The sequence below is a fragment of the Arthrobacter sp. GW822-FHT05G07 genome, assembly GCF_058799755.1.
Window position 1 is genome coordinate 191102 of record NZ_JBXALT010000010.1, and the last position, 21840, is coordinate 212941.

Genomic DNA, 21840 nt, shown 5'->3' on the forward strand with positions numbered 1-21840 from the left:
TCGGCTTTGGGGGTCACCTTGCTTGTGATTGAGTGGTCTCATGTCTTTTCGCTGGTCAGCACAAGCAACCCAAACCACCTCCGCAGTCGCTTTGAGCGCCCTGCTTCTGGCCAGCGCCGCGAAGCACTTCCGTACGCCCACGTTCTATTTCCCGGTGGTTCCGGATTACTTGTGCCGCAAGGATGAGCCTGGCAGCCGTCCGAACGGCCCGCTGGCAGTCATGTCCCGCGAGGAATGGGTTGCGTCGTCGGGACTGCTTGAGGTGACTGCCGCCGTCGGACTTCTGATCCCTGCTACCCGTAAGGTTGCTGCGGACGCTACTACGGCGATGTTCGCTGCATTCCTTGCGGGGCATATAGATGCCTTGCGACGCGCCTATGGTCCCAAGGGCTCAGCCGCGGAACGACGCATCCACACCGTCCGCCTGCCCCTTCAGATTCCGCTCATCCTCTGGTCCTGGAGCCTGCGGAAATGAGCGGCAGCCCTGCCGCTACGAGACTCAGGGAATCTCCGGCATTCAAAGTGGCGCTGTCCCTGAGCATTGCCACGGGCCTGTACGGCGTGTCCTTCGGTGCCTTGTCCGTGGCGTCCGGTTTCGATTTCTGGCAAACCATGGTGTTGAGCCTCCTCCTGTTCAGCGGAGGTTCGCAGTTCGCCTTCATCGGCGTAGTGGCCGGAGGCGGCTCCGGGGTGGCGGCGATGACAGCCAGTGCGCTGCTGGGTCTCCGCAACGGCATATATGGCATGCAGATCAATGCAATGCTTCGCCCCGGAGGGTGGAAGCGTTACCTTTCCGCGCATGTAACCATCGATGAATCAACGGCGACGGCGTCCGGCCAGTCGGATCCCGACGAGCAACGTCGCGGCTTCTGGACAGCCGGAATAGGCATATTCATCCTGTGGAATATTTTCACCGCCATTGGTGCTCTGGCCGGCGATGCCATGGGTGATCCCAAGCAGTGGGGTTTGGATGGCGCTGCCGTTGCGGCGTTCCTGGCTCTGCTGTGGCCGCGACTGAAGGGCCGCGAACCCTGGGCCATCGCCGCCGCCTGTGCACTGGCCACCATCCTGGCCGTGCCGTTTGTTCCCTCCGGAGTTCCCATCCTGGTGGCCGCCGTAGTGGCAGGCGTCATTGGCTGGTTCAGCCACGCACGCATGGATGAAGGACTGGAACCGGACGTCGATCCCTACGCGGAGAAGCACCAGCGCGGACACGGAGGCAAGAAATGAACCTCTGGCTGTGGATCCTCATTGCGTGTGTGCTGGCGTATCTGACCAAGCTGGTGGGCTATTTCGTGCCGGCCAAGCTGCTGGAAAGCCCGAGGATCATGCACGTCGCCGGCACCATGACCATTGGCCTGCTGGCGTCCTTGACCGTGGTGAACGCCGTCGCGTCAGGGCAAGGCTTGGTCATCGACGCCCGCATCGGCGCCCTGGTTGCTGCCGCCGTCGCACTGTGGCTGCGCGCGCCGTTCCTCGTGGTGGTGATTTCAGGCGCAGCGGCTGCAGCATTGCTTCGGCTGCTGGGTTGGGGCTAAGAACTACACGGCCTCAGTAAACGTCATCCCCGGGATGCCCGACTGCTCCGGCAGCGGCCGGGAGGGGCGCTCCGTCCGGATGGCATCCTCGATCAGCGCCACAGGACGCTTCCATGCTTCAGATCCCGGCTCCATGGTGTCCACGGAACCGATGAGCATGGCCACCAAACGGACCATGTCCTCGATGGTGATGTCGCGTCGCAGGGAGCCTTGCCCCTGGCCGCGCTCCAGGAGAGTGGCCATGGAGCCGATGAGGCCACCGGTGATGCCCACCAGGAGTCCGCGTCGTCCCGCGACGGCGTCCAGAAGGTTCGCGTCGTCGCTGGCAACCTTCATCACGGCGTCGATGACGTTAGTCAATCCTTCGGCGGCGTCCATGCCGTCGAGGGCAGCCTCAGCCACCGGGTCCACGTGCAACCGGAGCTGACGTGACAGTGCTGCGAGCACCAGTTGCTCTTTGTCCGAGAAGTTGCGGAACAGCGTCGCGGGGCCAACTCCAGCGGTGGCGGCGATGGTCTGAAGGGGTACCTCGGGGCCATGTTCCCGGAAGCACTGCCGTGCGGCGGTGATGATCTTGTCCACATTGCGTGCGGCGTCTGCCCTGAGGGGCTTGCGTTCAGAGGGCTGTTCCATGCTTGTCAGGGTAGCAATGGAGGCGTGCCGGCCCGTTGTTACGCGGGAGTACGTTGTTATATGACAAACCAGTACATGAAACACTGGATTTCATGTTGCTTGCATTTTCAGTCGCCCCTTCGGGCCAGCCCGCTTCCGCCGCCAACGGGGGGCCAACCCCTGACGCCTCCGTGCACGACGCCGTCGCTGCTGCGGTCAAGATTGTCCGCGAGTCCGGTCTGCCCAACCAGACGGACTCCATGTTCACCACCATCGAGGGCGAATGGGACGAGGTGTTCGACGTCGTCAAGCGCGCCACCGAGGCAGTTGGCCGCTACGGCAGCCGCGTCTCCCTGGTCATCAAGGCTGACATCCGTCCCGGGTACAGCGGTGAGCTGACCGGCAAGGTGGAGCGGCTCGAAGACGCCATTTCCGCTACGGAGTAGTTCCTTCCCCCGGGCTGCGGTGAGTGCAAGACTGGGGCCCATGATTGAACACGTGACCGAGCCCGGTTGGGTTGACGTCGAGCATTACCTGACTGACGTCGTCGTGCGTCCTGATCCTGCCCATAAGCGCGCCCTGACATCCGCCGTCGAGGCCGACATGCCGGCCATCGAAGTGGCCCCCAACGCCGGCAAGCTGCTGCGGATGCTCGTGCAGATGTCCGGTGCGAGGCGGGTGCTGGAGGTGGGAACCTTGGCCGGGTTCAGCAGCATCTGGATGGCGCAGGGACTGCCCGACGACGGCAGGATAGTTACGTGCGAATTCCTCCAGAAGCACGCGGACGTGGCGCGCGCCAACGTGGATGCCGCCGGCGTCGGACACAAGGTGGACATCAGGGTAGGTGCTGCCTTGGACACGCTTCCAACATTGGTGGGCCAGGAATCGTTCGACTTCGTGTTCATTGACGCCGACAAGGAAAACGACTCCAACTACCTCGACTGGGCCATCAGGCTGGGCCACCCGGGCACCGTGATCGTGGTGGACAACGTTATCTGGGACGGCGCCATCCTGGAGCCCGAGCGGGATGAGGTGAATGCGCCCGGAATCGTTGCCATGCTGGAAAAGATGGGCCAGGATCCGCGCCTCGATGCCACCGCCATCCAGACGGTAGGAAGCAAGGGCTGGGACGGCTTCGCGATTGCCAGGGTGCGGTAGCGGATGGATTTCACGATTCGCCCGGCAACGGTGGACGACGCCGAGGCCATGGCCCTCATGCATGTCCAGTCGTGGAAGGAGAGCTACGGGCACCTCCTGCCTCCGGAGTTCTTCGAGAAACAGGAAGCTGCGCTGCCCGACCGCATCGAACGGTACCGGGCGTTCATCGCTGCGGGGCACACCCGGATGTTGGCACACGATCCCGACGGTCACTTGGTGGGCCTCGGCGCGGCAGGCCCCGGACAGGACGAAGACGGTCCGTGCGAACGGGAGCTTTACATGCTCTACACCTTGGAGCATGTCCATGGCCGGGGTGTAGGTCAGGCGCTGGTAGATGCGCTGATCGGCGACGCGCCGGCATACTTGTGGGTGCTCGATGACAATCCCCGGGCCGAGGCTTTCTATCGTCGAAACGGTTTTGTACCGGACGGCAAACGGCAGCTCTGCGACCCTTCCTGGTACTCGCTGCCCGAACATCGGATGGTGCGTCCCGCCGTCGGGCTTTAGCGGTTTTCAGTGCGCGCAAGCTGTTCCCACAGATGATTCATATCGATATGGTGATCACGGGCGGTCTCGGTGCAGAACGCCCGGGAAGCAGGCGCCGAAATCGGAGCCTGGTTACGCCATTAGATTCTCGGGAGGAAGCATGACTAATCCAGAGCAGGATCCAAGCCAGCAGGAAGGCCCGGCAGACGGCGGCGCGGCCGGCGTCCCGGGCACACACGACGGCGGTGCTGACGGGGGCGCCGACGGTGGCGCAGACTCCGGCGCTGAAGGCCCCGCTGACGGTGGCGCAGCCGGCACCCCAGGTGTCCACGACGGCGGTGCAGACGGCGGTGCCGATGGTGGCGCTGACGGCGGTGCCGATGGTGGCGCTGACGGCGGTGCCGATGGTGGCGCTGATGGTGGTGCCGATGGTGGCGCTGATGGTGGTGCCGACGGCGGCGCTGAGCAAAAAGGCAGCTAAGTTTGAGCTCTACCAGCACTGATTTCCAAGACCTCGGCGCTGTGAAGGACGCCGGGGTCTTGGAAACACGCCTGATTGACATCGGCTATGAGAAGTTCGCCAGCGACGTCTGGGGGCGTACTGCGCTGCTCACCCGTGGTGTGGGCGACTTCTCCGATTTGTTCTCAGCCGACGCCGTCGACGAGTTGATTTCGCGTCGCGGACTGCGGACGCCTTTCCTGCGCGTCGCCAAGGGCGGCTCGACTCTTCCCGAGTCCTCGTTCACGTCGCCGGCAGGCGTTGGCGCCACTATCTCCGACCAGCTGGACGACACCCAGCTCTGGCGCAAGTTCGCCGACGGAGCCACCTTGGTTCTCCAAGCGCTGCATCGCACATGGGAGCCAGTGTCCAGCTTCAGCACGCAGCTGAGCACTGAGCTCGGACATCCCGTGCAGGCCAATGCTTACATCACTCCGCCCCAGAACCGTGGTTTCGACGACCATTACGACGTCCACGACGTCTTCGTCCTGCAGATCGAAGGAACGAAGCGCTGGATCATCCATGAGCCGGTCCATGTGGACCCGCTGCGTAGCCAGCCGTGGACCGATCGCCGCTCCGCCGTCGCCGAGGCAGCTCAAGGCAAGGCTTACATCGATACCGTCCTCGAGCCCGGCGATGTCCTCTACCTGCCGCGTGGCTGGCTGCATGCCGCCGAGGCGCAGGGGAAGGTTTCGATCCACCTCACCTTGGGAGTCCACAGCTGGACCCGCCATGCGCTGGCCGAACACCTCGCACAGGCCGCGCTTGCAGCGCTGTGCGACGATCCCGAGGTGCGCCGGTCCTTGCCGTTGGGCGTGGATGGACCTGATGAGGAGATCGCCGCTGTCCGTGAACGCCTCGCCGCAGCCGTCTTGGAGGCGGACACTACGTCCCTTTTTCATCGCACCCGGAGGGGACAGGGACGCCCGGCCCCGCTTGGTCCGGTGGCCCAACTCGCGGCTCTCGATGGCCTGGGCCCGGAGTCGCTGGTGCGGCTTCGGGAGGCATTGGAAGCGCGGCTTGAAGGATCACGCTTGACTACTCGCGTGGGCTGGCTCGACTTCCCCGAGGCAAATCTGCCCTCCGTAAGGCGCCTGCTGGACGGCGAAGCTCACCTCGCGTCTGATCTTGGCGTTGAACTGGTCGAAAGGTTGTTACGCGCTGGAGTTCTCGTCACCGCTGAACTGTGACCATCAACAGTGACAACCTCATCGCTTCCCACACCAGGCTTCTTTTGCGCGGATAGCGCCCGGATTCGCGGCGACTCGATGGCAGGCACGGCGTCACCCGGCTTGGTCTGGGTCCTCGTAGAGTACCGGGGCGGGTGGCCGCCCAACGGCTTCGACGGCCTTGATCTTGAGGCCGGGACCAAAGCCCTTGTACTCTCCGCAGCTCGGACGGCGGGTGCCCGGGTTCTCTTGGTGCGGCGGCCCGGTCCCCGCCGACGCCACGGTCCGAACAGTTGGGCCGTAGTGCGCCATCACAGCTCGGGCGCCTATCAGCAGTTGTGGGGAACGTGGGACCGGGATGAGGACCTGGCCGACATCGTTACCGCTTTGGCATCCCCCGGAAAGCCCGGATTTCCGCCGGTCATCCTGATCTGCGCTCATGGTCGGCATGACCCTTGCTGCGCGGTGCGGGGCCGGCCCGTGGGACGTGCACTGGGTGAGCGTTGGCCGGAGCTGGTCTGGGAGTGCTCCCACGTTGGCGGGGACAGGTTCGCAGCCAACGCCGTAGTGGTTCCCGACGGCGTGTACTACGGCGGGCTCGATGCCCAGTCCTCAGTCGCCACCATTGAAGAACACCTCGCCGGACGCATCCACGCAGGGTATCTGCGCGGATATACGGATCTTTCCCCACTGCAACAAGCCGCCGTCGCGGCCGTGCTCGAGCGTTTCGGTCCTGCCGGCCGCCATGACTATCTGGTCACGGAGACTTTGCACGAGGGCGACCACTGGCGTATCCACATCACCGGCAACCCGCCACACCCGGCGCATATCGATGTGGAACTGCAGCCCCGCCGCTCACCGCAGTGTCAGCTGACCTGCCTGGCGCCGGCCGAGGGCTCGGTCATGGTCTACGAACCCACGTCCATCCGCAGGACCTGACTCTTGCGGACTGCCGATACGAGACGCCAGGCTTTAGCGCGATTCAGAGTCTTCGGGCTGGTCCATGTCGAGTGGTGAGTCGATGAGGCTTGGCGGCTTGGGCACTCGGGCCAGCAGGAGGCAGACGACGGTCAGCCATGCCACTGCGACGGTCAATACCTCCGCCCACACCAATTCACCAAGCTCCATGATGTGATCTTATGGCGCAAACAGCAAAACTGTAAGCATCCTTACTACTTGTGTGACCGTTCGGAGTAATGCGGCGCTCCACTAGGCTTGAAGCATGACTCAGGCAGGGCGGAAGTAGTGGCAAAACGCGGCAGGATCAGTAAGTCGCAAAGGTCGACGGCGGGAGTCGTCGAGGTGCCCACAGGCACCCGCCCCGACGGTCCGGTGGCGGGGGTCTACTACATCGATACCGGCGACTGCGAGTTACTGCAGGACCAGGACAACTCCAACGGCTGGCTCCTGAAGATCAACGGAGTCATGAGCTCGCACATTGACCTTGCTGACCCGCTGTTCCTCGACTTCGAATACATGCGCTGGATTGCGGCGCTGGTGGAGTCGCGCTGGCCCCGGGAACAGAAACCGAAACTGCGTGCCCTGCACTTGGGCGGGGGAGCATGCTCCATGGCGCGGTACTTTCACGCCGCCTATCCGGAAGCGCGGCAGGTGGTTGTGGAGCTCGACGGGAAACTGGCCGATTATGTTCGCGGCTGGTTCGACTTGCCCAAGGCCCCCTTGCTGCGCATCCGTGTGGGCGAAGCCCGTGAGGTGACCGAGTCGCTAACGCCGGACACCCGGGACCTCATCATTCGCGATGTCTTCGCAGGAGCCCTCACGCCCCGGGCCCTGACCACCAGGGAGTTCACCGCGCATGCGGACTCGGTCCTGGCCCCGGATGGACTGTATGTGGTCAATTCCGGCGATGCACCGGACCTCAAGAACGCCCGGGCCGACGCCGCCACCATCGCAGCCACCTTCGAACACACCATGATCATTGCCGATCCCGCCATGCTCAAGGGGCGACGCTACGGCAACATGATCATGGCCGGCAGCCACGCACCGTTCGGCGACGACCCCACCCTCGCCCGCAAGCTCCTGGGAGGTGGCGTTCCCGCGCACATGTGGGACGACGCCAAAGTGCGGGCCTTCGCCCAAGGAATCCCGGTCCGGCACGATCCCGTTACTGTGGCCGCAAACGAACCTTCAGTTGCGGCTGAGTGAACTGTTCCAGGCTTCCCACAGGTGAGCGTAGCGCCCGCCGACTGCCAGCAGTTCCTGATGGGAACCCGACTCGACAATCCGCCCCTGCTCCATGACCACCACGGTGTCAGCCGAGGCTGCTTGGGACAACCGGTGCGCGATCACCACTGAGGTCCTTCCGGCCAATGCTGCTTCGGCAGCCTGATCCAGCATGTGGGCCGATCCTGTTCCGGCCTCAGCAGTAGCTTCGTCCAGAACCGCGATGGGTGGGTCTTTCAGCATCAAACGCGCAAGGGCCAATTGCTGCGCCTGCTCCGGAGTGAGCTGGTGGCCGCCGGCGCCTACGGAGGTGTCCAGTCCGTCGTCGAGCGTTTCAACCCAAGTCGCCCCAACTGTCTCCAGCACGTGCGCAAGCTCATCGGCGGACGCGTCCGGTCTGGCGAGCCTGAGGTCCTCGGCGAGTGTGCCCGAGAAGACGTGCACCTCCTGGCTGACCATGGCAATGCGCTCGTGCAGCTCCGCCGGGGCACCAGCGGCTGAGTCCAGCCCGCCCACCCATGCTGTTCCGCTGTGGGGGTGTTCCAAGCCCATGATGACTTTGGCGAGGGTGGTCTTGCCGGCGCCTGAGGTGCCCACAATGGCCACTCGCTCTCCGGGTTGCACCGTGAGGGAGACGCCGTGGAGCGCGGGCCGCTGGCCGGGGTAGGCGAAGGTGACGTCGTCCAGGACGATGCCGGCATCAGCGGCCGCTGGCGAGGGCCGGGCAGTGGTTCGCCCCGCAGACATGGTGAGCCCGAACATCCTGCCCAATCCGGCTGCGGCTTTTTGAAGCTCATCGAACTGCCCCAGAACCAGCCCGATCGGATCGAAGAGCCGGTAGAAGTACAGTGCTGCTGCCGTCGCCGCGCCGATGGTGACGGCGCCCTCGGCGTGGAGCCAGAACCCCACCACCAGGACCGCGGACAAACCGATGAGTTCGGCCAAGTTGAGGCGGTTGTAGAAGCGGGTCAGGTAACCCACCCCGCGCATCGAATGGCCGATGTTTTCGTGGGAGGCTGCCGCCACAAGATCCGCATGCCGCGACCCGAGGCCCAACGCCACAACGGACGGCGAACCATGCACGGTCTCGATGATCTGCTCGGTCCGGTTGGCCTCGGTGATCCGCACGGTCCGGTAGATGGGCGCGGTTCGCTTGAGGAACCATCGCAGGGTGAAGACCTGCAGCGGCGCCGCAACGAGTACGGCAACTGCGAAGCGCCAGTCGATCACGCCCAGACCCAGCAGCGTCACGGCGATGGTGAAGGCGGCGCTGGTGAACGCCGGAAGCACGCCCGAGATGGCCTCGCTGACGGCTTCAACGTCGCCGGACACGCGGGCCACGACGTCGCCGATGCCCGCCTTTTCCAGCTGGGCGAGCGGCTTCCGGGCGGCGGCGGCAAACACTTCCTCGCGCAGTCCGGCGAGGGCTTCCTCGCAGATCCGCGCCAGCAGGTTCTGGCCCAGAATGCCCAGGAGGGCGCCGAGTCCACCAGCAACCAGCAGCCCGATTGCCAGCCAGAGCAGGGACAAGACGTCCCCGCCCGAGGCCGCGATGTTGACCATCACGCCCAGAAGTGCCGGGGCCGCCAAGCCGCAACAGGACGCCGCCAGCAACACCACGATGGTCAGGGTGAGCCTGCCCGGGTGTTGCGCCAGCAGGCGCCACATTGCCTTCCGGGTCTCGCGTGGCGTGGCAATGGGCAGGATTTCCGCGCTCATGAGCCCACCACCTCACGGTAGCTGGCGGACGTGGCAAGAAGCTCCCGGTGCGTACCGGTTGCAGGCGGCCCATCAGCTCCGCCCATCACCACCCGATGGCAAATGGCCAGCAGAGTGGGACTCGTTGTCACCAACACCAGGGCCTTGTCCGGGAAGTTCCGCAAGCCATCAGCGATCACCGCTTCGGTGGCGGTATCGACGGCGGTAGTGGGGTCGTGCAGCACCAGAACCGGTTGCTTTTGGTGCAGCGAGCGGCCGAGCACCAGTCGCTGCCGCTGGCCTCCGGAGAGACTCTGGCCGTGCCCTGTGAGAACAGTTTCCGTGCCTTCCGGCAGTTGCGAGACGAAGTCCCCGACGGCGGCGGCCGCCAGGGCGCGTTCCTCCAGTTCGGTGCTGGATACTGCCACGTTTTCGCGGACACTGCCGCGGAACAGGACACCATCGTGGCTGTCGGCAAAGACCCGTGAACGGACGTGGTGGGGATCAAGGTGGGCGGCGTCGCGGCCATCGATGGATATCAGACCCGGGGGAGCCGGTGTGCGGAAGCCGAGAGTGTCAACCAGTTTCCGCGCGTGGTCTCCGTCCGGAAGTACGACGCCAACGATTTCGCCGATTGACGCAGTGAAGGGCGGGAATGCGCTGTTGTCTGCGTTGCCGCTGAGTTCGAGCAGCGGCGCTGGTTCCCCGTATGGAGCTGGTTCCGCCGGGGAGGTGAGTGTTGCTGCTGAGCCAGCTGCCGCCGTCGTACGTTCTTCCGCGTCCGGGGCGGGTACGGCGTCCGGTTCCTCGAGCAGGACTGCGATGCGTGCTGCCGAGGCGCGTTTGCGTGCCAGTTCCACACTGAGGAAGCCCAGCGACGCCATGGGGCCCTGAACGAACTGGGCCACGCCAACAACGGCCACCAGTTCCCCCACCGTGATGGTTCCTTGGACGGCGAACCAAGCTGCGAAGAAGGCTATACCGGCCAGGAACGCTGCGGACAAGGCCGTGCTGGCTCCTGTGTAAGCGGACTTGGCGCGGATGGCTTTCAGGGCCGAAGCGAGGGATTCCCGGCTCGCTGCGCGGTAGCGCTCGATGGCTGCATCCTCGGCGCCAAGGCCCTTGAGGGGGCGTGAGCCGGTGATGAAATCGGTGGCCAAGGCGCCGGCGCGGGCCGCCGTGGACTGCTCCATGTCGCTGCGGTTTTCGAGCGGTTTGGTGAGCCGGTGCATCACCAGCAGCATGACCGGGGTTGCCAAGAGAACGGCAAGGCCCAGGGGCACCGAGATCAGCAGGAGGGTAACGGCCGAGGTGATCACGCCGGCCGCTGCAGCCAGACCGCCGCTGATCAGCCAGGACAGCCCGGCCACCCTGTCGGCGTCGGAAGAAGCAATGGCCACGATTTCGCCGGGTGCTCGTCGGGCCGCCATACCGCGGTGGTGAAGCGTCCGTTCCACCACCAGTTGCCGGAGGTCATGAGAGCCGTAATTGAAGGATCGCTCAGTGGCCAGGGTGCCGAGACGCCACGACAAAGCGAGCACAACGAACACCACAGCCAAGGCGCCCAGCCATCCGAGGAGCGCGCCGGCGTCGTTCGGTTGAATGGCGTTGTCCACCGCGGCGCCGATGGTTGCCGGCACCAAAGCCTCGCTGACCTGGTGCAGGGCGAGTCCCGCGCAGCCCACCAGCAACAGCTTCCAGCGGCGATTGGCGAACAAAGTGAAGGTGAAGAGACGGGAGACGGTCCAGGGTGCTGGCTTGTTACGTCCGGGCGGGCAGGACGGAATGGCGGAACTGGAGGGCATGCTTACCATAGTAAGGCTCACCTAACTTCGAGAAGGCCAGATGACCCGCCAAGCTATATCGCAATCCGGACAGACCGCGCCAGCTTCGGAAATCCAGGTGGACGCTTCTGTGGAGGGCGAGACGATGTCGCAGGACTATGGCGTTTACACGGGATATTTCGAGTGCGCGACGCCGGCGACGTGGACTGAACATGTCCACGATACCCATGAGCTGCTCTGGGGTGCCCGCGGAGTGCTGACGGTGGAGGCCGGCGGAGGCTTCTTTGCTGTCCCGGCCACCCTCGGGTTGTGGATTCCCGCAGGGGTGGTTCATGCGGTGAAATCCACGCAGGGGACCGACTTCTACTGCTCGCACATATCTACGCAGCTCGCCCCGCAGCTGACAAGCCGGACAGTGGCGGTTACTGTGCCCACGGCCGCTCAGGAGCTGCTACGCCACATGAGCAACTTCGACATGGACGATTCCATCAGGAAACGTTCGGAGCAAGTTGTACTGGGACTGTTGGATGTAGTGGATGCCAGGCCGATGCTGTTGCCGATGCCCTCCGACCCTCGCCTGGAGCTCATTGCCCGGGCCCTCCTGGATGATCCTGCCCTGGACCGTTCACTGGAGGAGTGGAGCGTTCACGTTTCCATCAGTGTCCGCAACTTGTCCCGCCTCTTCCACAAGGAAACGGGGATGACGTTTGCCCAGTGGCGCATCCACGCCCGGGTGCGGGTTGCCCTGGGTTTACTGGCCGCCGGCTACCCGGTTTCCTCGGTCAGCAGGAGGGTGGGTTACAACAACCCGAGCGCCTTCGTGCAGGTGTTCCGAAAGGTGATGGGGCACACTCCCGGCTGGTACGTGTCCTCGCTTAAGGCCGGAAACCGCCATTCTTTGGCCGGTTCCGAGTAGAATCCAGGGGCTTCTCAGCCCCTTCCGTTGTTAGGGTAGGTATACCTAACTTCGGCGGCCCGTCGAGATACCTGCGGCCGCTACCGGGAGCTCTCCGTCTCCCCTGAGAATCAAGAGGACCGCAGTGATTTCACGCTCTAAAACCATGTCTGCCGCCGTTGCGGCCCTGGCCTCCGCAGCCCTGCTCCTGAGTGGCTGCGCCACCACTGACGCCAGCGCCACCACCAAATCCGAAACGCGGACGGTCCAAAGTGAGGTCAAGGAAGTAGTCATGCCGGCCGAGCCGAAGAAGGCCCTGGGCATGTACACCACGGACCTGGACATGTTGATCACGCTCGGCATACCACTCGCAAGCCAGCAGCCCATCCGGGACAGCGGATACACGGGCTTCCCGTACTTCTTCGACCAAGATGCACTCAAGGGCATCACCCCATTCACCAACTACCCGGAGTTCAACTTTGAGGCCATCCTCAAAGCACAGCCGGACGTGATCCTGAACGGCCTGGGCTACGAAAAGGAGCTTGACGCCAAGCTCTCCGACATCGCCCCCACCTACACTTTCAACGGCTTCGACGGCAGCGACTGGCGCACCAAGTTCAAGACCGTAGCCGAGGCTTTCGGCAAGACCGACCAGTACCAAGCCTGGATGGATAAGTACCAGGCAAAGGTTGACGACGTGAAGAAGCGCCTGGCCGATGCCGGCAAGAGCAACCTGGTGATTGGCCCGGTGGACTACTACGAAGACCAAGTTTCGGTCAGTTGCTACGGGACGCCGTGTCTGGTCATCAAGGACCTGGGCCTGAAGGTTTCCCCACTAGCCGACGGCGAAGGTGTGAAGCTCAGTGCCGAGCAGCTCCAACAGCTCAACGGAATCGACGCCATCATCACCACCGAGGTTCCCGAGAAGGACGGCGCAAACCCGGACGCCTTCGCTCCGCTGGCCAACAACAAACTGTGGACCTCGCTGCCGTTCGTGGCCAACAAGCAGATCCACACCTACGACCTCGAAATGATCTACGGCTCCCCGAGCGGCCAGTATGCCCTGCTGGAGAAGTTTGAAAAGGCGCTCCTATCATGATGCGGATCTACCGCGCCGAGGTCATTTCCACACTGCTGCTCACCCCCGGAATGATCCGGATTACCTTTGGCGGTCCGGGGCTGGCCGGCTTCGACACCACTGGAGTCGGGGACGAATACCTTCGCGTGTTCTTGCCGGATCCGGGCTGCCATGAGGCCCGCCTGCCCATCTCCACCGGGGACTCGTGGGACTGGTCGCCTGGCGTCGAACCGTCCGCCATGCGGACGTACACGGTCCGCGCGGTGGACGCCGGCGCAGGCACCGTGGACATTGACTTCGTGGTTCACGACGGCGGATTGGCAGCTTCCTGGGCCGGGCGCGCCCAAGCTGGCGACGTCGTCGGACTTAACTCTCCAACCGGACTGTATGAACCGCCGGCCGGGCTGCAGTGGCAGATCCTGCTCGCCGACGCCACGGGCCTCCCGGCCGTCGCACGGCTCGTTGAGCAGAGTCCGCCGGGTGTCCGGACGCGGGTCCTGATCGAAGTGGAGGATCCGTCGCACCAGCAGGAACTTACCCTTGGCGCCGGAACCGAGGTTGCCTGGATTTACGGTGGGAACGGCCACAGCCAATCCCGTTTGGACGAGGTTCTGCGCTCCATGGAATTGCCTGGCGGCGTGGGCTACATCTGGGTCGCCGGCGAAACCAAGGTATTGCGCGGGATCCGCAAGTACCTCCGGCATGACAAGAAGCTCAAGCCCGAGTCCTACAAGCTGATTGGCTACTGGACGGACAAGAGCGAAGCCTGGGAAGAGCGCTGGGAAAATCTCGACGCCCAAACGCGCCGCTGGTTTGACGAACTGTGGTCCAACGAGAAGTGGGATCGCGAGGAAATCGTGGACCTTCAGGACGCCAAGTTCGAATTGCTGGGCCTCTAAATGGCGTCCGGGACCATGGCGCCGCGCTCGGCAACTGCAGCGGCGGTCGAGCTGCCAGACGCGGTGCCGGTTGCCGGGGACTCCCCGCCACCCTCGGCGTCGGCAGGGTTGGTGGCCGTGAACCGGTACCGCCTGCTGGGATTGCTCACAGCACTCGCCGCGCTGGCCCTGGTCCTGTGGCTGAGCCTGGTGGTGGGGTCCAAGGACGTTGACTTGGCCGCTCTCTGGCCCGCGATCACTGCCTACGATGGCTCGCCGGAACACGTCATCATCCACGATCTCCGCCTGCCACGGACTGTCACTGGCGTGGTGGTCGCGGTTGCCCTCGGCTTGTCCGGGGCACTCATCCAGGCGTTGACCCGCAACCCGTTGGCGGACCCCGGCATCCTGGGCGTCAACGCGGGCGCGGGGTTCTCCGTGGTCCTTGGAGTGGCGATCTTCGGCGTCACCAGCATCCAGGAGTACATCTGGTTCTCCTTCGCGGGTGCAGTGGTGGCCACTGTGGCTGTGTACTTCATTGGTTCACGGGGGAGGGGCGGCGCAACCCCGCTCCGCCTCACCCTTGCCGGAGTTGCCCTCGGGGCAGTCCTGGGCGGGATATCGTCCGGCATCACGCTGCTTCGCCCGGCCGTTTTTGACAGCATGCGCAGTTGGAGCGCCGGCACCCTCAGCAACCGTACGTGGGAGATCTTCACCACCGTGGCGCCGTTCATCCTTGTTGGAACGCTCATCGCCCTTGCCATGGCCCGGCCCTTGAACGCCGTGGCCATGGGCGACGACACCGCCAAGTCACTCGGGGCCAACATTGTGAGCACCCGCGTCTGGACCATCGTTTCAGTGACCCTGCTCTGCGGCGCCGCGACCGCAGCCGCGGGCCCCATCGGATTCGTGGGGCTCATGGTCCCGCACGTTGCCCGATGGATTGTTGGTCCGGACCAGCGATGGATCCTGGCCTACACGCTGGTGCTGTCTCCCGTGCTGCTGTTGATGTCCGACATCCTGGGGCGCCTTGTTCTCCGTCCCGGCGAGATGCAGGTTGGAATCATCACCGCATTTGTTGGCGCGCCCGTCCTCATCTGGCTCATCCGACGCCGGAAAGTGAGCACCTTGTGATTTCGGTTGAGTCAGCTACCCCGGTTGAGCAAGCGGCGCCCGTTGACTTTGGCAGGCGGACCCTCTCCGTCCGCCGCTTCGGCGGGCGCGTCTCACTCCGCATCGACGTCCGCACCCTGATTGTCACCGCCGTCCTCGTCGCCGCCGCCCTGGCGCTCGCCGTCGTCGCCCTTGGCCTGGGCGAGTTCAGCGTGGCGGTACCGGACGTTGTTTCTGCGCTGCTGGGCCAATCCGGCGGCGCCGTGCACATGGTGGTGGTGGAGTGGAGATTGCCCCGCGTCCTCCTGGCCCTGTTATTGGGGGCGGCCATGGGGGTTAGCGGGGCAATCTTCCAGTCGCTGACCCGAAACGCACTGGGAAGTCCGGACGTGATCGGCTTCAACACCGGTGCATACACCGGCGCGCTGGTGGTCATCCTGCTGATGGGCGGCGGTTACTACGCGGTGTCTGTCGGTGCGTTGGTGGGTGGGCTGGTGACGGCGGCGCTCGTGTACGTATTCGCTTACAAGAAGGGCATCCAGGGTTTCCGGCTCATCATCGCCGGCATCGCTATGAGCGCCATGTTGGCGTCGGTGAACACCTTCATGATCCTCAAAGCCTCCCTGGAACAGGCCATGTCCGCGGCCGTCTGGGGCGCTGGTTCCCTGAACAAAGTTTCGTGGGATCAGGTGTTGCCTGTGGTGGTCATCTTCATGGCGCTGCTGGCTGCGTTGTCTTTCTACGGCAGGCGGCTGGGCCTGTTGGAAATGGGCGACGACGCCGCCCGGGCCTTGGGCGTTCGGCTGGAAGGCTCGCGGCTGGTCCTCGCAGTGGTGGGCGTGGCTTTGACGGCAATGGTCACCGCTGCTGCCGGCCCCATCGCGTTTGTTTCCTTGGCCGCCCCTCAACTTGCTCGGCGACTGACCCGGTCCGCTTCTGTGGCAATGGTTCCATCGGCCGCCATGGGTGCGTTCCTGCTGGTGGCCAGCGACATCGTGGCCCAGAACCTTTTCGCGCCCGTCCAACTGCCCGTGGGTGTAGTGACCGTCAGCATCGGTGGGTGCTACCTCGTGTGGCTCCTTGCCCGTGAGGTGAAGCGGCAATGAGTGACGACTTGAAGGAGATTGCAATGACTAACGTGTTGGTTGAACCGGGATCGGCAGGCTCGCGGCCTTCCCGGGTCCGCTCTGGCGTGGGTTCGCGCCTCAGGGCCGATAATGTGAGCCTCGGATACGCTGGCCGCACGGTGTCCTCGGCGCTCGATGTCCGCATTCCCGACGGCGAGTTCACGGTGATCGTGGGCCCGAATGCCTGCGGTAAGTCAACACTGTTGCGGGCGTTGTCCCGGTTGCTGGAACCTTCCTCCGGTTCCGTTGTGTTGGACGGCAAGAACATTTCGTCCTACGGAGCCAAGGAAGTCGCCCGGCGTCTCGGTTTGTTGCCGCAGACATCCATTGCGCCCGACGGAATCACCGTGGCCGACCTTGTTGCCCGTGGACGCTACCCGCACCAGAAGCTGTTGCGTCAATGGTCCGAATCCGATGAAGCCGCAGTAGTTGCTGCGTTGGAGGCCACCAACGTAACGTCGCTGTCCGGTCGCTTGGTGGACGAACTCTCCGGTGGGCAGCGGCAACGCGTGTGGGTGGCCATGGTGCTGGCACAGCAAACCCCTTTATTGCTCCTGGACGAGCCCACCACGTTCCTGGATATCGCGCACCAGATCGAGCTCCTTGAGCTGTTCCGGCGGCTTAACGGCGAGGGCAATACCTTGGTGGCCGTGCTGCACGACCTCAACCACGCCTGCCGCTACGCAACGCACCTCATCGCGATGAAGGACGGCGCGGTGGTTGCCGAGGGCCGGCCCGCCGACGTGGTCACGGCCGAGTTGGTGGAGCACGTATTTGGCCTGCCGTGCGTAGTCATCGACGATCCTGTGAGCCACACGCCGCTGGTGATCCCCTTGGGGTCGTGATTTCCCCCTTGCGCTATTCCGCGCCCAGCAACTCCTCCCGACGCTGCTCCGTCTCCTCCCGCAAGGCCTGCACGACGGCGGCAACTGCGGGGCGGCGCATGGAGTCGGGGCGGAGGACCATCCAGTAGGGCAGGAGCTCCGCGAAGTCCGCTGGCAGGAGCCGCACCAAATCACTGTGCCGATCGGCCATGAAACACGGCAGGAATCCCACGCCCGCCCCGGCACGGGTAGCCTCAACATGCACGAACACATTGGTTGAACTCAGGCCGTCGCGCATGGCTGGGACCAGCCTGCGGGGAGCATCCAGGTCATCCACTTGCAGCATGGAGTCCACAAAGTACACCAGTTGGTGCTGCGTGAGTTCCTCGATGCTGGACGGCGTTCCGTTGTCTTTCAAATAGGCGCGGGACGCGTACATCCCCAGCCGGTACTCACCGAGCCGGATCGCCTCGGCCCGGTGCACCTGCGGCGTCCCCACCACCACCTCGATGTCCAGGCCCGATCGCTGTTGCAACGCCCGCCGTGTCACAGTGACGATCTCCACGCTGAGTCCCGGATGCTCCCTTCTCAAACGGGCCACGGCAGGTGCCGCGATATAGGCGCTGAAGCCATCAGTTGCGGTCATGCGTACGACGCCGGTGATGGGGTCGGGTGCGCGGTCGCTCGGTCCCAGCGCGCCCACCGCCGCTTCGATCCGTTCCGCGACCAGCACCGCTTCCGCTCCCAGCTCCGTTACCTCCCAACCACCAGCCGCGCGCGCGAGGACCCGGCCCCCCAGCGCTTTCTCCAGCGCCGCTATCCTGCGCGAAACGGTGGTGTGGTTGAGTCCCAAGGCTTGGGCCGCCGTCGTAAATTTTCCTGAACGTGAGACGGTAAGCAAGATGAGGAGGTCGTCGGGGTTCGGATTCATATCTGCAATTTTGCACATACTCAGTGCCACTTTGGTCATTGAGTGCGGAAGAATCTGCAGCAATACTCAGTGGAGCATTTCGTGTTGTGGATCACATCACGTTCAAGAGGGTCAAAGAGGACACTGAGGAGATGGATATGAGCGTAGAGCAGCGCTCCGCATCAAGAGCAGGGAAAGGCGCCGGCGAAGGTTCCGGACTCAAGAAGATCGTCGCCGCATCGATGGTGGGCACGGTGGTGGAGTGGTACGAGTTCTTCCTGTACGCCACTGCCGCCACGCTGGTTTTCGGCAAGTACTTCTTCCCGAGCACGGGCAACGAACTGGACGGCATCATCCAGGCCTTCATCACGTACGCCGTTGGTTTCGTGGCCCGTCCGCTGGGTGGCATCGTCTTCGGCCAGATCGGCGACAAGCTGGGACGCAAACCTACCCTGCAGCTGACCATCGTGATTGTGGGCGTCTCGACGTTCCTGATGGGCTGCCTCCCCGGCTTCATGGAAATCGGCTACTGGGCACCGGCCATGCTGGTTGCTCTTCGCTTCATCCAAGGCTTCGCGCTCGGTGGCGAATGGGGCGGTGCTGTCCTGCTGGTGGCTGAGCACAGCCCCAACAAGTCCCGCGGTTTCTGGTCATCCTGGCCGCAGGCAGCCGTGCCGGTGGGTAACCTCCTGGCCACGCTGGTCCTGTTCGTCATGTCCACCACACTGAGCAGCGAAGCCTTCCTCGGCTGGGGCTGGCGCGTAGCGTTCTGGCTTTCTGCAGTGATCGTGTTCGTTGGCTACTACATCCGCACCCACGTCACCGAAGCCCCGATCTTCCTCGAAGCCAAGGCACAGGTGGAGGAGTCCAAGGCCATCAGCTACGGCGTTGGCGAGGTCATCCGCAAGTACCCCAAGGGCATCCTGCAGGCCATGGGCCTCCGCTTCGCCGAGAACATCATGTACTACCTCGTGGTGAGCTTCGCGATTGTCTACCTCAAGAGCGTCCACAAGTACGACACTTCCTCGCTCCTTCTGGCGCTCCTGATCGCCCATGTGATCCACTTCCTGGTCATCCCGCAGGTGGGACGCCTGGTGGATTCGTGGGGACGCAAGCCCGTCTACCTGGTGGGCGCAATCACCGGCGCAACCTGGCCGTTCTTCGCATTCCCCATGTTCGACACCAAGAACGCCGTAGTGATTGTGCTCGCCGTGACCATCGGCCTGTGCCTCCACGCTTTCATGTACGCAGGGCAGCCGGCCATCATGTCCGAGCTCTTCCCCACCCGCATGCGCTACTCCGGTGTCTCGCTCGGCTCGCAGGTCACGTCCATCTTCGCCGGCTCACTCGCCCCGCTGCTGGCGACCCAGTGGCTCAAGGACACCGGCTCATGGGTTCCCACAGCGATCTACCTTGTAGTCGCCTGCGCCATCACCGTCGTCGCCGTTGTTTCACTCAAGGAAACCAAGGGCATCGCGCTGCAAGAGGTGGACGAGGCGGACGCAATCCGGCATGGACTGACTACGTCTTCAGCAGCGAAGGGCTAATTTGATGGACAACTCCTTGAACGGACGCAAAGCACTGGTGACCGGCGGCGCCAGCGGAATCGGGGCCGCCTGCGCCCGGGCGCTCGCCGCCCGCGGAGCGAAAGTAGTAGTGGCCGACGTCGATGCCTCCGGAGCTGCGGCGCTCGCCGATGAGCTGGGCGGCACAGCCTGGACGGTGGACCTGTTGGACGTGGACGCGCTGGCCGCCCTGAGCCTCGACTGCGACATCCTGGTCAACAACGCAGGGATCCAGAAAGTTGCGCCGATAGAGGAGTTCGAACCCGCCGAGTTCCGGCGGATCCTGGCCCTGATGCTGGAGGCCCCGTTCCTCCTCATCAGGGCCGCCCTCCCGCACATGTACGCCAACGGGTTCGGCCGGATCATCAACATCTCGTCGGTCCACGGGCTCCGCGCCTCGGCCTACAAGAGCGCGTACGTGTCCGCCAAGCACGGCCTCGAGGGACTCAGCAAGGTCACCGCCTTGGAGGGCGGCGAGCGCGGGGTCACGTCCAACTGCATCAACCCCGGGTACGTTCGGACCCCCTTGGTGGAACGCCAGATTGCCGATCAAGCCCGGCTCCACGGCATCCCCGAGGCCGAGGTTTTGGCCAAGGTGATGCTGACGGAGTCCGCGGTGAAGCGGTTGGTGGAGGTGGAGGAAGTTGCGTCGTTGGCAGCGTGGATAGCCTCCGACGACGCCGGCATGGTTACCGGTGCGAGCTACACCATGGACGGTGGATGGTCGGCTCGGTAGCCCTGCCGCGCCCACCCTTTCGCCGAGATGGCATTAACTGCCATCTCGGCGCGGGTGCGCTTCAAACGTTTGCTGCGACGCGGGCGTTTGTGGGGTTTTCCACATAGACAACTACAGGTCTGATGTTCGGCCGGGGCCCCTGGAAGAGTAGCTTTATGGGCGGAATTCGGGGATCGCAGGAGGCAGCAGTGGCTTCGCCACTGGCTTTACCAGCCCGTGTCCTGCCTTCTGCACCTCCCGGGGCGGTGGCGTCTGGAGTGGCAGTTAGCGGACGGGGCATCCGGGAGCTCATCCTTGAGCTGGGGTCACTTCAGATCACCGCCGATAGCTCGGCGCTGATTGATGAATTGCGCGATCTTGAGGACCTGAAGTCTGCCATTTCAGCCCGGCAAGCCCGGGTTGCAGTGGCGTTTGATCTGGCGCAGAGGGCCGAGCAGGCCCAGGCCGGGGTTCCCGCGGCAGAGCGTGGCATGGGCGTTGCTGCGCAGGTGGCGTTGGCACGGCGGGAATCACCGAATAAAGGATCCAGACTCTTTGGCTTTGCCAAAGCGCTTGTCACGGAGATGCCGCGAACCATGGCAGCGCTGGAGTCGGGCCAGTTGAACGAGTGGCGGGCCACGCTGCTCGTGAAGGAAACAGCCTGCCTGTCCGTTGAGGACCGGGCAGCGGTGGACGAGGAACTCGCCCCGGACGCCGGGACCTTCGATGGGACCGGAGACAAGGCCATCATCGCCGCCGCAAAAGCCGCCGCATATCGTCGTGACCCGCGGTCTGTGGCACAGCGAGCCAGCCGTGCAGCTACGGAACGTACGGTCAGCCTCCGTCCTGCGCCGGACACCATGACGTACCTCACCGCACTGCTCCCGGTCGCCCAAGGTGTGGCCGTCTATGCAGCGCTGACCCGGACAGCGGACTCCGTCCGTTCCAGCGGGGACGCGCGGACCCGCGGCCAAGTCATGGCTGACACCCTGACCGAACGCGTTACGGGCACGTCGGGTGGTGTCGCGGGCATCAACCTCAACCTCGTCATGACCGATCGCACGCTCTTTCAAGGGGACCCCGAGCCCGCGCGGCTCGAAGGCTACGGAATCGTACCCGCTGAATGGGCAAGGGCGCTTCTGGTTGAGGAACAATCCGGGTATGAGGATCAGCTTCATTGGAACCTGGAGTCCGCGGACCGCAGCGAATTGAGAGTGCTGCTCCGCCGCCTCTACACAGCTCCCCGCAGCGGCGAGCTCCTGACGATGGACTCAAAAGCACGGTTCTTCCCCCAAAAGTTGAGACGCTTCATCCACATCCGGGACAACACATGCCGTACCCCGTATTGTGACGCGCCCATCCGGCACATCGACCACGTCATTCCCTGGCATTCAGAAGGCAGCACCCACCTCAACAATGGGGCCGGGCTTTGCGAAGCCTGCAACCACACCAAGGAGAATCCGGGCTGGACCGCAAAGAGCATGCCCGGTGACGTGCACACGATCCGTGTCAGCACTCCCACCGGGCATAGCTACAAATCCAAAGCGCCACCGCTGCCGGGGCACAAGTCCACGCGCCTCAGAAACTAGACGCGGCCAGCAAACGAC

24 protein-coding genes are annotated in these 21840 nt (G+C 64.1%); 19 read left to right on the top strand and 5 right to left on the bottom strand.

The genetic code is table 11. The annotated features are described in order from the left end of the window. The first annotated feature begins 40 nt into the window (after positions 1-40). From AC1RJY_RS18025 to AC1RJY_RS18035, 3 genes are read left to right on the top strand one after another with little or no spacing between them, the layout of a single operon-like run. On the top strand, positions 41-475 hold the full coding sequence (locus AC1RJY_RS18025) for a DoxX family protein (RefSeq protein ID WP_498602890.1): 435 nt from the start codon (positions 41-43) through the stop codon (positions 473-475). Next, positions 472-1230, top strand: a complete 759-nt coding sequence (locus AC1RJY_RS18030; protein ID WP_498602891.1) for an AzlC family ABC transporter permease — start codon at positions 472-474, stop codon at positions 1228-1230. The genes AC1RJY_RS18025 and AC1RJY_RS18030 overlap by 4 nt, the downstream gene beginning before the upstream one ends. Next, a complete protein-coding gene (locus AC1RJY_RS18035; protein WP_498602892.1) occupies positions 1227-1538 on the top strand; it encodes an AzlD domain-containing protein in 312 nt (103 codons plus the stop codon). Before AC1RJY_RS18030 ends, AC1RJY_RS18035 begins: the two co-directional genes overlap by 4 nt. A 3-nt stretch (positions 1539-1541) precedes the next feature. Here AC1RJY_RS18035 and AC1RJY_RS18040 read toward each other — a convergent pair whose 3' ends face one another. Beyond that, the gene (locus AC1RJY_RS18040) at positions 1542-2171 is read right to left on the bottom strand and encodes a TetR/AcrR family transcriptional regulator (protein ID WP_014920505.1); all 630 of its coding nucleotides are present in this window, start codon (positions 2169-2171) and stop codon (positions 1542-1544) included. A 92-nt stretch (positions 2172-2263) separates the two neighbouring features. Between AC1RJY_RS18040 and AC1RJY_RS18045 the strand changes: the two genes are divergently transcribed. From AC1RJY_RS18045 to AC1RJY_RS18070, 6 genes are all read left to right on the top strand, one after another. Further along, positions 2264-2596 (top strand): thiamine-binding protein, encoded by a 333-nt coding sequence (locus AC1RJY_RS18045; protein WP_014920506.1) that lies wholly within the window; start codon positions 2264-2266, stop codon positions 2594-2596. Positions 2597-2636: 40 nt separating this feature from the next. Next, positions 2637-3308: an O-methyltransferase gene (locus AC1RJY_RS18050; RefSeq protein WP_011773138.1), complete on the top strand. Its 672-nt coding sequence runs from the start codon at positions 2637-2639 to the stop codon at positions 3306-3308. Positions 3309-3311: 3 nt separating this feature from the next. After that, the gene (locus AC1RJY_RS18055; protein ID WP_498602893.1) at positions 3312-3815 is read left to right on the top strand and encodes a GNAT family N-acetyltransferase; all 504 of its coding nucleotides are present in this window, start codon (positions 3312-3314) and stop codon (positions 3813-3815) included. Between the two features lie 139 nt (positions 3816-3954). Beyond that, positions 3955-4275 (top strand): BatC protein, encoded by a 321-nt coding sequence (locus AC1RJY_RS18060; protein ID WP_498602894.1) that lies wholly within the window; start codon positions 3955-3957, stop codon positions 4273-4275. A 2-nt stretch (positions 4276-4277) separates the two neighbouring features. Next, positions 4278-5483, top strand: a complete 1206-nt coding sequence (locus tag AC1RJY_RS18065; protein WP_286176371.1) for a cupin domain-containing protein — start codon at positions 4278-4280, stop codon at positions 5481-5483. A gap of 78 nt (positions 5484-5561) precedes the next feature. Further along, positions 5562-6401 carry a sucrase ferredoxin gene (locus AC1RJY_RS18070; RefSeq protein ID WP_052295469.1) on the top strand — a complete coding sequence of 280 codons (840 nt, stop codon included), beginning with the start codon at positions 5562-5564 and terminating at the stop codon, positions 6399-6401. A gap of 33 nt (positions 6402-6434) precedes the next feature. Here AC1RJY_RS18070 and AC1RJY_RS18075 read toward each other — a convergent pair whose 3' ends face one another. Further along, complete coding sequence (locus AC1RJY_RS18075; RefSeq protein WP_011773143.1) at positions 6435-6590, bottom strand: hypothetical protein; 156 nt, start codon at positions 6588-6590, stop codon at positions 6435-6437. A 117-nt stretch (positions 6591-6707) separates the two neighbouring features. On the opposite strand from AC1RJY_RS18075, the gene AC1RJY_RS18080 reads away from it, so the two are divergent. Then, positions 6708-7628, top strand: coding sequence for a spermidine synthase (locus AC1RJY_RS18080; RefSeq protein WP_498602895.1), 921 nt, complete (start codon positions 6708-6710; stop codon positions 7626-7628). Here AC1RJY_RS18080 and AC1RJY_RS18085 read toward each other — a convergent pair. Both AC1RJY_RS18085 and AC1RJY_RS18090 read right to left on the bottom strand, forming a co-directional pair. Next, positions 7611-9365, bottom strand: a complete 1755-nt coding sequence (locus AC1RJY_RS18085; RefSeq protein WP_498602896.1) for an ABC transporter ATP-binding protein — start codon at positions 9363-9365, stop codon at positions 7611-7613. The two genes, AC1RJY_RS18080 and AC1RJY_RS18085, sit on opposite strands and share 18 nt — an antisense overlap. Beyond that, positions 9362-11149 carry an ABC transporter ATP-binding protein gene (locus AC1RJY_RS18090; RefSeq protein ID WP_498602897.1) on the bottom strand — a complete coding sequence of 596 codons (1788 nt, stop codon included), beginning with the start codon at positions 11147-11149 and terminating at the stop codon, positions 9362-9364. Before AC1RJY_RS18090 ends, AC1RJY_RS18085 begins: the two co-directional genes overlap by 4 nt. A 40-nt stretch (positions 11150-11189) precedes the next feature. Here AC1RJY_RS18090 and AC1RJY_RS18095 point away from each other — a divergent pair, with 40 nt between their 5' ends. From AC1RJY_RS18095 to AC1RJY_RS18120, 6 genes are all read left to right on the top strand, one after another. Next, entirely contained in the window at positions 11190-12044 is an 855-nt protein-coding gene (locus AC1RJY_RS18095; RefSeq protein WP_498602898.1) for a helix-turn-helix domain-containing protein, read from the top strand. Between the two features lie 145 nt (positions 12045-12189). Next, positions 12190-13122, top strand: coding sequence for an ABC transporter substrate-binding protein (locus AC1RJY_RS18100; protein WP_014920515.1), 933 nt, complete (start codon positions 12190-12192; stop codon positions 13120-13122). Next, entirely contained in the window at positions 13119-14000 is an 882-nt protein-coding gene (locus AC1RJY_RS18105) for a siderophore-interacting protein (protein WP_210064940.1), read from the top strand. Before AC1RJY_RS18100 ends, AC1RJY_RS18105 begins: the two co-directional genes overlap by 4 nt. Next, positions 14001-15113, top strand: coding sequence for an iron chelate uptake ABC transporter family permease subunit (locus AC1RJY_RS18110; RefSeq protein ID WP_498602899.1), 1113 nt, complete (start codon positions 14001-14003; stop codon positions 15111-15113). Next, positions 15110-16198: a FecCD family ABC transporter permease gene (locus AC1RJY_RS18115; RefSeq protein ID WP_498602900.1), complete on the top strand. Its 1089-nt coding sequence runs from the start codon at positions 15110-15112 to the stop codon at positions 16196-16198. Before AC1RJY_RS18110 ends, AC1RJY_RS18115 begins: the two co-directional genes overlap by 4 nt. Positions 16199-16221: 23 nt before the next feature. Then, a complete protein-coding gene (locus AC1RJY_RS18120; protein ID WP_286140142.1) occupies positions 16222-17064 on the top strand; it encodes an ABC transporter ATP-binding protein in 843 nt (280 codons plus the stop codon). A gap of 13 nt (positions 17065-17077) precedes the next feature. Here the strand turns inward: AC1RJY_RS18120 and AC1RJY_RS18125 are convergent, their stop codons facing one another. Then, the gene (locus AC1RJY_RS18125) at positions 17078-17974 is read right to left on the bottom strand and encodes a LysR family transcriptional regulator (protein ID WP_498602901.1); all 897 of its coding nucleotides are present in this window, start codon (positions 17972-17974) and stop codon (positions 17078-17080) included. Between the two features lie 137 nt (positions 17975-18111). On the opposite strand from AC1RJY_RS18125, the gene AC1RJY_RS18130 reads away from it, so the two are divergent. From AC1RJY_RS18130 to AC1RJY_RS18140, 3 genes are all read left to right on the top strand, one after another. Next, a complete protein-coding gene (locus AC1RJY_RS18130; RefSeq protein ID WP_011773152.1) occupies positions 18112-19500 on the top strand; it encodes an MFS transporter in 1389 nt (462 codons plus the stop codon). Between the two features lie 4 nt (positions 19501-19504). Then, positions 19505-20254, top strand: a complete 750-nt coding sequence (locus tag AC1RJY_RS18135) for a 3-hydroxybutyrate dehydrogenase (RefSeq protein ID WP_011773153.1) — start codon at positions 19505-19507, stop codon at positions 20252-20254. A gap of 122 nt (positions 20255-20376) precedes the next feature. Continuing rightward, positions 20377-21822, top strand: coding sequence for an HNH endonuclease (locus tag AC1RJY_RS18140; protein WP_498602902.1), 1446 nt, complete (start codon positions 20377-20379; stop codon positions 21820-21822). Positions 21823-21840 lie beyond the last annotated feature (18 nt).